General features: G+C 42.0%; 12 protein-coding genes. 5 read left to right on the plus strand and 7 right to left on the minus strand.

Annotated features, from left to right (window positions below; genetic code table 11):
* Positions 1-132: 132 nt before the first annotated feature.
* The 4 genes from FED51_RS03960 to FED51_RS03975 all read right to left on the minus strand — a co-directional run bounded on the left by FED51_RS03960 (position 133) and on the right by FED51_RS03975 (position 3460).
* Complete coding sequence (locus tag FED51_RS03960; RefSeq protein ID WP_053432469.1) at positions 133-1569, minus strand: serine hydrolase domain-containing protein; 1437 nt, start codon at positions 1567-1569, stop codon at positions 133-135.
* A complete protein-coding gene (locus tag FED51_RS03965; protein ID WP_053432470.1) occupies positions 1566-2063 on the minus strand; it encodes a hypothetical protein in 498 nt (165 codons plus the stop codon). Before FED51_RS03965 ends, FED51_RS03960 begins: the two co-directional genes overlap by 4 nt.
* Positions 2060-2401, minus strand: coding sequence for a PadR family transcriptional regulator (locus tag FED51_RS03970; protein ID WP_053432471.1), 342 nt, complete (start codon positions 2399-2401; stop codon positions 2060-2062). Before FED51_RS03970 ends, FED51_RS03965 begins: the two co-directional genes overlap by 4 nt.
* Before the next feature lie 492 nt (positions 2402-2893).
* On the minus strand, positions 2894-3460 hold the full coding sequence (locus FED51_RS03975) for a TetR/AcrR family transcriptional regulator (RefSeq protein ID WP_053432472.1): 567 nt from the start codon (positions 3458-3460) through the stop codon (positions 2894-2896).
* A gap of 143 nt (positions 3461-3603) precedes the next feature.
* Here FED51_RS03975 and FED51_RS03980 point away from each other — a divergent pair, with 143 nt between their 5' ends.
* Together FED51_RS03980 and FED51_RS03985 are read left to right on the plus strand one after the other, a co-directional pair.
* The gene (locus FED51_RS03980; protein WP_053432473.1) at positions 3604-5667 is read left to right on the plus strand and encodes an efflux RND transporter permease subunit; all 2064 of its coding nucleotides are present in this window, start codon (positions 3604-3606) and stop codon (positions 5665-5667) included.
* Complete coding sequence (locus tag FED51_RS03985; protein ID WP_053432474.1) at positions 5664-7460, plus strand: YhgE/Pip domain-containing protein; 1797 nt, start codon at positions 5664-5666, stop codon at positions 7458-7460. Before FED51_RS03980 ends, FED51_RS03985 begins: the two co-directional genes overlap by 4 nt.
* Positions 7461-7501: 41 nt before the next feature.
* On the opposite strand, the gene FED51_RS03990 is transcribed toward FED51_RS03985, so the two are convergent.
* Entirely contained in the window at positions 7502-7906 is a 405-nt protein-coding gene (locus tag FED51_RS03990; RefSeq protein ID WP_053432475.1) for a YhfM domain-containing protein, read from the minus strand.
* 286 nt (positions 7907-8192) lie between these two features.
* Here FED51_RS03990 and FED51_RS03995 point away from each other — a divergent pair, with 286 nt between their 5' ends.
* On the plus strand, positions 8193-8441 hold the full coding sequence (locus tag FED51_RS03995; RefSeq protein WP_053432476.1) for a hypothetical protein: 249 nt from the start codon (positions 8193-8195) through the stop codon (positions 8439-8441).
* A 46-nt stretch (positions 8442-8487) separates the two neighbouring features.
* Here FED51_RS03995 and FED51_RS04000 read toward each other — a convergent pair whose 3' ends face one another.
* Positions 8488-8931 (minus strand): PH domain-containing protein, encoded by a 444-nt coding sequence (locus FED51_RS04000; RefSeq protein WP_053432477.1) that lies wholly within the window; start codon positions 8929-8931, stop codon positions 8488-8490.
* Between the two features lie 10 nt (positions 8932-8941).
* Entirely contained in the window at positions 8942-9838 is an 897-nt protein-coding gene (locus FED51_RS04005; RefSeq protein ID WP_053432478.1) for an AraC family transcriptional regulator, read from the minus strand.
* Between the two features lie 106 nt (positions 9839-9944).
* On the opposite strand from FED51_RS04005, the gene FED51_RS04010 reads away from it, so the two are divergent.
* Together FED51_RS04010 and FED51_RS04015 are read left to right on the plus strand one after the other, a co-directional pair.
* Complete coding sequence (locus tag FED51_RS04010; protein ID WP_053432479.1) at positions 9945-10883, plus strand: EamA family transporter; 939 nt, start codon at positions 9945-9947, stop codon at positions 10881-10883.
* A gap of 134 nt (positions 10884-11017) precedes the next feature.
* The gene (locus FED51_RS04015; protein ID WP_053432480.1) at positions 11018-12034 is read left to right on the plus strand and encodes a S66 family peptidase; all 1017 of its coding nucleotides are present in this window, start codon (positions 11018-11020) and stop codon (positions 12032-12034) included.
* Positions 12035-12135: the final 101 nt, after the last annotated feature.

The following is a 12135-nucleotide window of genomic DNA, read 5'->3' on the forward strand; positions in this document are numbered from 1 at the left end:
TACAACAGTGATGCAAGTGCGAAGGTTTAGTGATTTATCTACTGAAAATAAGTCAAAACTCCGTCACAGGACTTTAAGGTTATGTAGGAATGTTTAGTTCAAAAGTAAAAGGCTAAGTAAGAGATTACTTACTCAACCTTTACGCAATGAAACATAAATGGAGGTAAGGCCATTTAGCGACAATAAAATCACCGTGAAAATCGTAAGCCATGCAATATCAGGAGTAAATACAGTAATCGTGTGCCAAGGAGCATGGACACTATAGGTAAGGAGTGGAATAAGCAGGATAGCGGAAAGAATAGACGTTAGCCCCCATATCCGCCAACGGATGTTTTTACGAGTGCTGTTACTTTTCATCGTCTTCAGTAAAGAGATGAACCGTATGAGAAGCATGGACAACAATCCTGACATGATCCATTGAATCGTTGGAAGCTTTTTAGGAACATGGAGTGGTTGCTCACCATGCAAAATCTGAATAATGCCCTCGCGTAAATGAGTTACGGCTTCTTCCTCTAAACGATGATTTTTATTCGTAAGAATCACGCCACCCCATTTGTGTTCTGGCAAGATGAACAATTCAGCCCGTGAATCAGGAGTTGCCCCTGAATGCCAAATCATCGTCTCTCCAGAATCAAAAGTGGTCAGTCGCAAACCAAAGCCGTAATAGCGATTCTCCCTCTGTTGAACAAGAGGAGATAAATAGATGGATAGGCTTTCTTCTGTTAGAAAATCGTTTGGCTCATTCCCTTGAAGGAACTTAATATACGAAGCTATGTCCTCAGCACTGGCCGCGATGTAGCCATAGGGAGTACCTCCGTTATCATAGGAAACGCGACTTTTTGTTGGGAAGCCGAACCAAGATTGATAGCTACCAAGATACCCGTTTCTTGCTGCCGTTCCATGATCCGCTGCTGCATGCTCCATCCCTAAAGGTGAAAAAATATACTGCTTCATATATTCAGAAAATGGCTGACCGGACACCTCTTCTACGAGAGCACCAAGAATTAAGTAGTTTGCATTGCTATATTGATGTTGCTCTCCAGGAGCAGCTGTGAGCTCCTCAGTTGCTAGATTTCGCACATGACTTACGATCGCGTTTTCATCTGCAGATCCTTGATCTGCGATAGCCAATCCCGTGTATGTACTAAGTCCACTCGTATGAGCGAGGAGATGTCTGATCGTTATTTGTGCAGCGGCTCCTTGATCCTGAAGCGTGAACCATGGGAGATGCGCTTGCACCGGGTCGTCCAGCATGATCTTGTTTTCTTCTAGCAATTTCACGATCGCCAAGGCAGTTAACGACTTAGTGACCGATCCTATCAAAAAAGGTGTTTCCAGAGTGACTGCTTCCTCTGATCCTCCAGTTACACCCCAGCTTTTTGCATAAATCGTTTCACGATCCTGCACGATCGCAATCGCAGCACCTGGGATACGATGCGTCTCTAGAAATGTTTCTACATAGTTATCCAACGTACTTTCTATGTCCGGCTTTGCTAAGCTCTCGCGACTAGGTAGAAATAAACAAAACAACAAGAATAAGATGATACAGCAGGTCAATAATCTTTTCATGCTACATTCCTTTTTCGGACAAAGGCAAACACGAGAAAGCTAACGACAAAGGCTATGGAAAGGCTGATTGCCAGTAGCATGTAATTCCACCAAGGATGCTCCGAGATGTTATACAAAATATTGTATTGGAAAAATGGATTCGGATGTTGCGGTTGAAAGGAATCTGTTAAAACTAGAGACAATATGAACTGTGAAGTGAGAAAGGTAGTGATAAACGTAAGCGTGGCGATGATGAATATAGACCAGCTGTTAGGGTTCTTTTTAATGGCCGGATGGGGAAAAATTCCGTGAACGTCGAAAAAATCTTTGACGAACGTCGCAGGATCACCTATTGTCTCTAGACTGTCTTCACCGTGGTCATGAGCTTCCTGAAAATGCTCTAAAAGCTGCTGTTTAATCGTGTCACGATCTTCAGAGTTGATTTGCTCGTGTTTTAATTCATTGAGAACTTGCTGTAAAAATTGTTTTTCCGCTAAGGTTAATGATTCATTCATCGTAAAAGTTCCCCTCCTAAACCTTGTTGCAATAAGGATTGAATGTCTTCTTGCAGCGTTAGCCACTCATTTATTCTTTTCCGTAAAAACACCTTACCTGTTTCATTGATTTCATAATAAACGCGGACCTTCCCGCTCTCTGTTATTTCACGGTACGTATCGACACATCCTTGATCTTTGAGCTTCGTTAAAATCGGATAAATGCTTCCTACTCCTTTCAAACGTAAGTTATGTCTTTCTAGTTCCTTCATGATTTCATAACCGTAACTTTTTTTCTTTGACAAAATCGACAAAACGCACATTTCTAAATGTCCTTTAATTAAACTAGTGTTATCCATAAAATAACTTTAACAAAAATATATACTTCATTCAAATATATATTGAAAAATGAATAAAAAAAGTCAATCATGTGGACGTTCATCTATAATATTGTCAAAATTACCTATAGATGAAATAATTGTTAGTTACTATATCGCTAAGGGTGTGAAACATTGAAGCTGAATGCATGGTTTGGAATGATCTTCATTTTTTTATTAATGGCTTGTACTACAGCACAGACCGTTGTGACGGAAACAACTAGTTTTAAGGGGGAAAACGACAATTGGGATGTACAATACATTTATGATCCTGAGCTGAGGAAAAGAAGATCAATTGGTTTGAAATAGAGTGGAAAGGGAAGCCATTATCCGAGTGTGGTGACAAGGAAAATCCAGAATAGGAGATACTTGATCATACACTAAAGTTGAAGGTCTTCTTTTCAAAAAGAAAAATACAATGACAAAAGAGAGGGGATAATACCATTCCCTCTCTCTTTTTTGCACCACTGCTGTTTATTGAAACGAGGAAAGTCCTCTATTGCCAAGTTTAATGATTAACTCGGCCATTTCTTTCGGTGATTGTTTTAGCCCATTTTTTAGCCAACTTTGCACGATATGAATGCTTCCGTTGACGATATACAAGCTTACATACTCTGAGATGTCCGGTTTTGTATGTTTTCCAACTAAAGGTGTTTTGATGACATGGTCGTGCGCCAACATCATCACTTTCTTTTGAAATGAGGGATCACCATATTCACTAAATAAGGTTTGACAGCTTTCTCGATTGTTTGCAATATACACTAATAAATTCTCCGTCATTTGCAAGGCTTCTTCGTCTTTTGTGTAGTTGTAGGAGGATAAAGTTTCACTTAAGTCCTTGATAATCTCATCTTCAATTTGATAAAGAAGATCGTATAAATCTGTGTAGTGGGAATAAAAGGTGGACCGATTAATATCGGCGAGACCACATATTTCTTTGATCGTTATATTCGATAACGGTTTTTCTTGCATTAGCTTCATCAGGCTCTCTTTTAAGACCATCCGTGTATACTTTTTCCGTCTATCTAATTTAACACTCATCCATTTTCCCCCTTGTCGTTAGTTAAACAACAGATAACCTATTATTTGTTGGATACATAACGTTTGATAATGAACTGTTCGTTGAATAGACAACATAGTGTCATTATAATTAGCTAATAGTGAGAAAGCAAGGAGAGAAAAAGATGACAGACATCGCAGCGTTCATCTTAAAAAAAAGAAAAACGATCGTCCTTTCGTTTGCCATTCTAACGTTCATCAGTGCCATTGCACTGTTTTTTGTTTCGGTTAACTACAATATGACCGACTACTTACCAGACGAAGCACAATCAACGAAAGCCATTGAGGTCTTGGAAGAGGAGTTTGATCGTACGGTCTCTAACGCGAGGGTCATGATACGTGATGTGACCGTGCAAGAAGCGCTTTTGTATAAAAAAGAGCTAGAAGAGATCGATGGCGTGTCAGATGTTATATGGCTCGATGAAGTTATGGATTTGGAGACGCCCCTCGAGATGGCGGATAAAGATCTCGTCAAATCGTACTACAAAGATGAAAGCGCACTGTTTTCGTTAACGATTCGTGAAGGGGATGAAGTGGCGGTAACGGATGCTATTTATGAGTTAATCGGTGAGGACAATGCCTTGTCAGGGGAAGCTGTCAATACGGCAGTCTCGCAGCAAATGACTGGAAAAGAAACAATATACGCCGCATCGTTGCTAATCCCGATCATTGTAATCATTCTCATCATTTCCACAACGTCGTGGATCGAGCCATTGTTTTTCCTTACAGCGATCGGTGTATCTGTGCTTATCAATTTAGGAACGAACATCTTTATTGGGGAAGTGTCCTTCGTCACTCAATCGGTTAGTCCGATTTTGCAATTAGCTGTTTCCCTCGACTACGCCATCTTCCTCCTTCATCGGTTTTCAGATTATCGGAAACAGACAGAAGATCCGGAAGAGGCGATGCAAATAGCCGTTAGAAAATCGTTTCCAGCGATCGCAGCCAGTGCTGCCACAACGTTCTTCGGCTTTACAGCTCTGACGTTTATGCAGTTTGAAATCGGGGCAGATTTAGGGTTAAATCTCGTCAAAGGCATTGTATTGAGCTTCATTAGTGTCATGGTATTTTTACCAGCCTTAACTATATGTTTTTATAAATGGATTGATAAAACGCAGCATAGACCGTTCTTTCCTCGCTTTCAGTCAATTGGGAACGAGGTCATGAAGATACGATTTATCAGTTTAGCTGTTGTTTTTCTTCTCATTGTTCCTAGCTATCTAGCACAAGGCCAAACGTCGTTTATTTATGGAATCGGGGAACTACCGGAGTCCAGTCGTGCAGGTAGTGATACGGCGACGATTGAAGAGGTATTCGGGAAATCAACCCCGATCGTCCTTCTCGTTCCAAAAGGGGATGTGGCCAGAGAAGTGGAGATGGAGCAAGAATTAGAAAAAGTAGACTACATCACAAATGTAATTTCCTATAACCAATCAGTCAGTGCTACGATTCCAACCGAGTATATTGATGAATCGGTCACCGAGCAGTTCTATTCTGAACATTACAGTCAGATCATCCTTTATACGGAAACCGATGTAGAAGGGGAGGTGGCTTTCTCAGTCGTTGAAACGGTGCAGGAAATAGCCGCGTCGTATTATGGGGATGACGCCCTGTCACTAGGTGAAAGTGTCTCCTTGTATGATATGAAAACAACAATTATGAAAGACAATAGGGTTGTGAATCTGTTGACGGTTGTGGCCATAGCGATCGTCTTGCTGTTGACGTTCCGCTCGATTTCGATTCCGGTCATTTTATTGCTAACGATTCAATCAGCTGTATGGCTAAACTTGGCGGTGCCTTATTTTACAGATGCGCCTTTAGTTTACTTAGGCTATTTAATTGTCGGTACCGTACAGCTCGCGGCAACAGTTGATTATGCGATTCTCTACACGGAAGGCTATCTCGTCAATCGAAGAAAAATGCCGAGACGACAAGCGATCACAAAGACGTTAACCGAAAAAACATTTTCAATCTCGATCTCAGCCGCTATTTTATCAAGTGTTGGTTTTATCTTATGGCTCACGTCTTCAAACCCTGTCGTCTCATCGATCGGATTGTTGCTTGGCCGAGGGGCTTTACTTGCTTTTATTCTAGTAATCTTTTTCTTACCTGCGATGCTACTTGTGTTTGATAAGGCGATACGTAAAACGACATGGAAAGCAAATTTTTATCGGGAGGATCATTCATGAAGACAAAGAGAATACTTCTAGTTTTAATCACGGTGCTGCTTGTTATGCCTGCGAATAGAGGGTTAGCGGCAACGAATCATGCTACAAATGAGGGGAACATCACGACGAAGGATGAGGTCGTATACGCCAGCTTAAAGGCTGCTGGAACGTTGAACGAAATATATGTAGTGAACATATTAGAGGTGACAACACCTGGCTCTATCATAGATTATGGTCCATATACAACGGTTAAAAATCTTACAGACCTCTCTGATATTGAGCAGTCAGAGGATAAGGTAGAATTACACGTTTCACCAGGTACGTTTTATTACCAAGGAAATATGAAGGATCGTAAACTACCATGGGATATTGATATCTCTTATCGGTTAGATGGGAAAAAAGTCGCTCCAGAGTCATTAGCAGGAAAGGATGGACGGTTACTTCTCACGATCAAAACATCAGCCAATGAGACGGTCGACCCCGTATTCTATGAAAACTATGTATTGCAAATCATGATGACGTTAGATACGGAGGTTGCTAGCCATATTCAAGCCCCCGATGCGACGATTATAAACGTAGGGAGAAAAAGACAAATCGCGTTTAATGTTATGCCTGAGAGTGACGGGGAATTTAGTCTCCTAGCAGATGTAGTTGATTTTGAAATGGAGGGCATAGACATTTCCGCTATTCCATTGTCAATGGCTATTGATGCACCAGAAATAGATGAGATGAAGGACATGCGGACATTAAGCGATGCGATTGCAGAAATGAACGATGGTGTTTCAGAATTAAATAAAGGAGTCTCTGATTTAAATCAAGGCGTTCATCGCCTGCGTGAGGGCTCTAGTAAATACGAAGCGGGGATGAGCGAAGTAAAGCATTCTTCTTCTGAATTAATTCAAGCGTCGGAAACGATTGAAGAATCTCTTATCGCTCTAGAGAAGGCTCTTAGCGGTTCATCCGCAGAGATGGACCTTAGTGAGCTAGCTCAATTGCCAGAAGGCTTATCGCAATTAGCCGACGGTCTTCGTGAGGTTGCCGATGGATTAAGTCAATTAAAAGTCAATTATGCGAAAGCGTACGCTGCTTTGGACGAGGCTATGGATGAAATCCCTAACCATCAGATAACAGAAACCGAGGTTCAGCAATTATATAAGAGTGATGCCAACCGGCAAACGGTCGATCAATTGCTTGAAGTTTATGTAGCTGCCCAGACGGCAAAAGGAACATACGATGCAGTAAAAGAAGCCTTTGCGGCTGTAGAAGCAACCCTTGAACAAACAAGCAGCTCTGTTCATGACATGAGCAACCACTTGGCATCGCTTGCGAGTGAGCTCTCAGCCTCGTTAGAAACGATGGAGGGACTTGATTCCTTGAGTGAACTACAAGAGGGAGTGGCACAACTTGCCGCGAATTACGGGGAGTTTCATGGAGGGCTCATTTCGTATACGGACGGAATTTTCCAACTCGCAGATTCCTACAGCGAGATTCATTCCGGTCTTGATGGCATTGCCGAAGGGACGTCTGAATTAGAAACGGGTGTTGACGAGCTTCACAAAGGAACGAAAGAATTAACGAATGAGACGAACGATTTACCAGAGCAAATGCAAGAAGAGATCGATGCTATGATCGACGACTATGATAAATCTGATTTTGAAGCCGTGTCCTTTGTTTCAGCAAAAAACGAAAACATTCACTCGGTTCAGTTCATTCTTAAAACCGAGCCGATTGAAGTGGAAGAAGGAGAAACAACGGTAGAAGAGGAAGAAGAGAAACCAGGTTTTTGGCAACGGCTCAAACATCTATTTTCCTAAAGTAAGGGCATGAGAAAGGGAGGCAGTTGCCTCCTGTTGATTTATTGAAATAATTGTTCTTGCAACTTTTGGGTGGAGTCCTCAGTTAGAGAATACAGCGTATGCGTATCACCTGTGTACATGATCGATCCTGTTTTGGCTTCATCATCTAACCAGAGGTGGAATGAAAAGTCTTCCTCATTGTCACGCAAAAGTTCGATATCAAAATCAGCTTTGACTACGTTGACAATGCCGTCCATTTTCGTAGCGGTTTCGATTGCTTCACCAAACACGGCAATTTCATCCGGATTGTTCAACGTCATGAATGGTGCTTGATTGATTTTGCCGAATTGTTGAAATTCAGACACGGAAACAGAAGTAATCTCGTTTGAAGTTGGTGTAGAGGATGAGGAACAGCCGGTAAGCAATAAACAAATGAAAGTGGATAAATAGAATAAGTTTTTCAAGTTTAATTCTCCTCTTTTTTTCTTGTGAATTTTTGAGTCGACTTCATGTAACGCCAAAACTTTTGCTTTGGTTACATTTAGCAATTGTTTTTATCTATACCTAGCACGTACGAGTTAACGGCTAAGCTAGGATGGATTACTTATTTTGTTGTTTTTTAAGAGTTGTGGTTGCCATGATTCACAAGCATACGAATGATGGTAAATATAAACGAAGTTTGAAACGAAAGAAGGCGGAGATCGTAGATAGGGTATATGATCAACTCTATAACGAAAGAAGGGATTTGTTTTGAAAAAATACCTATGGTTTGTTGGCGTTTTTGTTGTTGCATTTGTTGCTTTGCAACTAGCTGCCGGTCTCATCATGACAATGCTCTATACACCGAGCTTTCTGCTTGAAGGGGGCACATCATTACAATCAGAGGTTGTATTTGGAGAAGCAAGTCTGATTCCTCCAGTCGTCCTTGCTTTACTGGCGCTAGGGGCTGCTTATTTCACGACAAGATTGGTTGCCAAAAAGCGTTTACTAAATTCATAACCACTTGAGTACTCAGGAAGAGCCAGGTCCGGTGATGATCTGGCTCTTACCTTTGATTGATGATTTTTATTTTCGGATTTCGTTTTACTAACTGTTTCTTAAAATGTTCCTTTTCTTTAGGGGAAATAGCAATGTGTCTACCGTTACCATAATATAACTGAAGTTTGTTCATCGATAGAGCTGGATCGATAAACGGATTTTTTGTTTCACGAATACTTTCAATCGTTTCGATCTCAACCTTCTTTTTGAAAGGGCCGTATTCGATGACGAGCCAATCCTCTGTTACGGTATAGCCTGTTCGAAACCAAATCCACAACAACAATCCTGCTATTGTATAGAAAAAGGTTAATCTCACTGGATAGGTATCGAAAAAGCTTGGTAACATGAACACACCGAAGTCAGAAAAGACGACGGGAGGAAGAGTGAATAGGAAAATAACGAGCCAATAGATGCCCCCAAGCCCAATATCTTTTTTAGAAGGAAAATACATAGCTTCACTCCTAATCAATTAAACGTTCGAGCTTTGACTTTTTGTAGCGCAGTGGTGTCATATTCATCGCTTTGCGAAATTGATCGATGAAATAGCTTGTGCTGTTAAAGCCCACTTGATAGGCAACGTCTGTGACGTTCGATTCTGGCTGCTGGAGGAGAGTTACGCTTTTTTGGATTCGATAATCTGTCACATATTGAAGTGGCGTCATTTTTAATGTTCGTTTGAAATAACGACAACATTCAGAGCGGCTTAGCTGTCCGGCTTTCGCTATATCATCCAAGCGAATGTTCTCCCCGTAATGGAGATGAATCCATTGAAGCATCGCTTTCATTCGTTGGTTTTTAATCATGGCGGACTGATCGTATTCCAATGGAAATCCGTTTGTAATTAAGCTTTTCCATATGACCGTTAGCTTTGTCGTAATGTCCATCTCATAGTACGGGGGCTGCTCCTCGAGACATTGATGGATATTTAACGTCGCTTCTATTATGTTTTGTCCCCACATCTCACTTGAAGGAATAAGCACGTAAGGGAGGTTTGTCGCTTGAACGTACGGAGCCACGTAAGCAGTATACAGTTCACGGGATATGATCGATTGTGCCGGTACATTTAAGCAAATATAGACACAGTTTGATTCGTTCCCATCCTCCGCCATATGAAGGCACCCGCTATTGATAAACAACCCGTCCCCCTCTTGAACGATGATGGCTTCCTCATTGACTTGAAAGCGGGCTTCCCCTTGAATGATGACGACAAATTGTAGCTCATCGTGCCAATGAAGGGGCATGTAGCCATGGATGTTCTTTCGAATGGTTGTTCGATGAGAGATAATGGGTAGCATGAATGTCCAGAGATCAATCGATTCTTTCAAATTTTCATCAATGATCACTTCGTTCATCTCCACTCGATTCACCTCAATATTCTTATATTTTTTCGTCCGATTTGAGTATTTTTTAGCTGATTTTTCCCTTATTATAACACCATTATGGTATTTAAAGGTGGAGAGAAGCATGAAGCGGTGGATAGGAGTTATTCTCGTCTTAACTGGGGCCATTTGTTGGGGTGTAGGTGGCACCGTTGCCCAAAAGCTTTTCCAACAATACGATGTCGATGTGAATTGGCTTGTGTCGACTAGGTTGCTTGCGGCAGGAGCCTTGCTTTTAACTATACAATGTGTGTTAAAGGATCGGTCGCAAGTTTTCCGGGTTTGGCAGACGAGACAGACAGCAGGGAAGCTACTTATTTTCGGAATTGTAGGTATGCTCGCGGTTCAATATACGTACATGGCTTCGATCAAGCATGGCAATTCAGCAGTGGCCACATTGCTGCAATATTTAGCGCCAGCAATGATCATCTTGTATTTGTTCGTTCGCAGGCAAAGCCCATTTACAGGTCGAGATTTTGTGACTGTGTCCCTCGCCTTGCTCGGATGTTTTTTCTTATTAACGAACGGATCACTTTCTCAGCTTTCGGTGCCCACACCCGCCATTGTTTGGGGGATCCTTTCCGGCGTGGCACTCGCTTTTTATACACTATACGCTGTTCCTTTATTAAAGCAATACGATTCCTTAGTGATTGTCGGTTGGGCCATGGTGATCGGTGGTGTCGCTTTAAGTATCATCCACCCGCCGTGGCGCGTAGACCTCGCCCAATTTGAGCTAGAAACGTATGTTTATTTAGGGTTTATCGTAGTATTCGGGACGATGCTAGCGTTTTGGTTTTATATCGAAAGCTTGCAAACTCTTTCCCCGAAAGAAACGAGTCTTCTCGGAAGTGTTGAGCCATTAGCAGCCGTCGTGACGATGATTGTCTGGCTCCATGAGCCGTTCAGTGCGTTTCAATGGCTAGGAACAGCTTGTATTCTTGGAATGATTTTTATCATGGCATGGCTGAAAGAGAAGGAGATAGCCTCCGCGGAGAAAGAAAAGGCACCTTGTAAAGTAAGCTGACTTGGTGTAAACGTTACGTCTATATTGGAAAAAGAAGCTCGGCTAAATAGTAGATATGGCGATTTAATGGAGGGATAAAGTAGAATGAACTAATAGGGTTATAGAAATGAATGAAAATGATGGGAGGATATGACATGATTCGCTATCCGGTGTTAAAAGAGGGAGCGACTATTGGCGTAACCGCTCCTTCATCAGGCGTACCTAAAGATCTTCACGACTTGGTAAAAGCCGCTTGTGAGCGCATGGAGGAACGTGGGTTTCGTGTCGTTTGTGGGGAAACGGTGTGGACGCAGGAAAAGGCAAAGTCATCTGAGGCGAAAAAAAGGGCGACCGAGCTTCAAGCAATGATGGAAGATGATGCAATTGATCTTATGATTCCGCCTTGGGGTGGCCAGTTACTGATTGAAGTTTTACCATTTTTAGATTTTGAACAATGGGAGCCGAAATGGATATTAGGCTATTCTGATACGAGCCTCTTGCTGCTTGCGATAACGCTAAATACGGGAATAGCCACGGCTCACGGGACCAATCTCGTCGACTTACGGGGTGAGTATTCTGACGATACGACAGCCATGTGGCAGCCTGTGCTTTCGACAAAAATAGGTGCTTCAATTGTGCAACATTCGTCGAAAAAGTATCAAAAGGAATGGGATTTTGAGCGACCAACTCCGTGTGTGTTCCACTTAACGGAAAAGACGAAATGGCAAGGCGTTCCAAAGCAAACACTCTCCATCAATGGACGATTGCTTGGCGGGTGTATTGACGTGATTCGTCATCTTATAGGAACACCGTATGGTGATGTCACTCGATTTCAAGCAGACGTTATAAAAGGAGCACCTATCATTTGGTTTTTTGAAAACTGTGAGCTAACGACTACGGATTTGCGAAGAACATTAGTGCAAATGAAACTAGCGGGCTGGTTTGACCATTGTTCCGGAATTATGTTCGGCAGAAGCCCCACTAACACACCTGTTGAGGATTACACGGTTGACGATGTCTTTCGAGACCTTTACGAAGAACTGAAAGTCCCCCTTATGACTGACATCGATTGCGGTCATGTTCCGCCGCAGCTTACGCTCATTAACGGAGCCTACGCAGAAATTAAGCTGAACGATGGTAAAGGGACCGTTACGCAATTCTTTAAAAAGTAGTCCATCGTTTAATCGTAAAGATTATGTTAGCCTTCTCCATCTAGTCAAAAAGATTTACCTACTCGTTAGCTCTTGTTAAGCTACAGTTCATCTTGGTGCGT

The sequence above is a fragment of the Halalkalibacterium halodurans genome (assembly GCF_005671335.1).
Taxonomy (GTDB): domain Bacteria; phylum Bacillota; class Bacilli; order Bacillales; family Bacillaceae_D; genus Halalkalibacterium; species Halalkalibacterium halodurans.

What these genes read in the sequence shown, in the direction of transcription:
- FED51_RS03960 (WP_053432469.1), bottom strand. Translation starts at nt 1,569, where the DNA reads ATGAAAAGATTATTGACCTGCTGTATCATCTTATTCTTGTTGTTTTGT.
- FED51_RS03965 (WP_053432470.1), bottom strand. Translation starts at nt 2,063, where the DNA reads ATGAATGAATCATTAACCTTAGCGGAAAAACAATTTTTACAGCAAGTT.
- FED51_RS03970 (WP_053432471.1), bottom strand. Translation starts at nt 2,401, where the DNA reads ATGGATAACACTAGTTTAATTAAAGGACATTTAGAAATGTGCGTTTTG.
- FED51_RS03975 (WP_053432472.1), bottom strand. Translation starts at nt 3,460, where the DNA reads ATGAGTGTTAAATTAGATAGACGGAAAAAGTATACACGGATGGTCTTA.
- FED51_RS03980 (WP_053432473.1), top strand. Translation starts at nt 3,604, where the DNA reads ATGACAGACATCGCAGCGTTCATCTTAAAAAAAAGAAAAACGATCGTC.
- FED51_RS03985 (WP_053432474.1), top strand. Translation starts at nt 5,664, where the DNA reads ATGAAGACAAAGAGAATACTTCTAGTTTTAATCACGGTGCTGCTTGTT.
- FED51_RS04000 (WP_053432477.1), bottom strand. Translation starts at nt 8,931, where the DNA reads ATGTATTTTCCTTCTAAAAAAGATATTGGGCTTGGGGGCATCTATTGG.
- FED51_RS04010 (WP_053432479.1), top strand. Translation starts at nt 9,945, where the DNA reads ATGAAGCGGTGGATAGGAGTTATTCTCGTCTTAACTGGGGCCATTTGT.
- FED51_RS04015 (WP_053432480.1), top strand. Translation starts at nt 11,018, where the DNA reads ATGATTCGCTATCCGGTGTTAAAAGAGGGAGCGACTATTGGCGTAACC.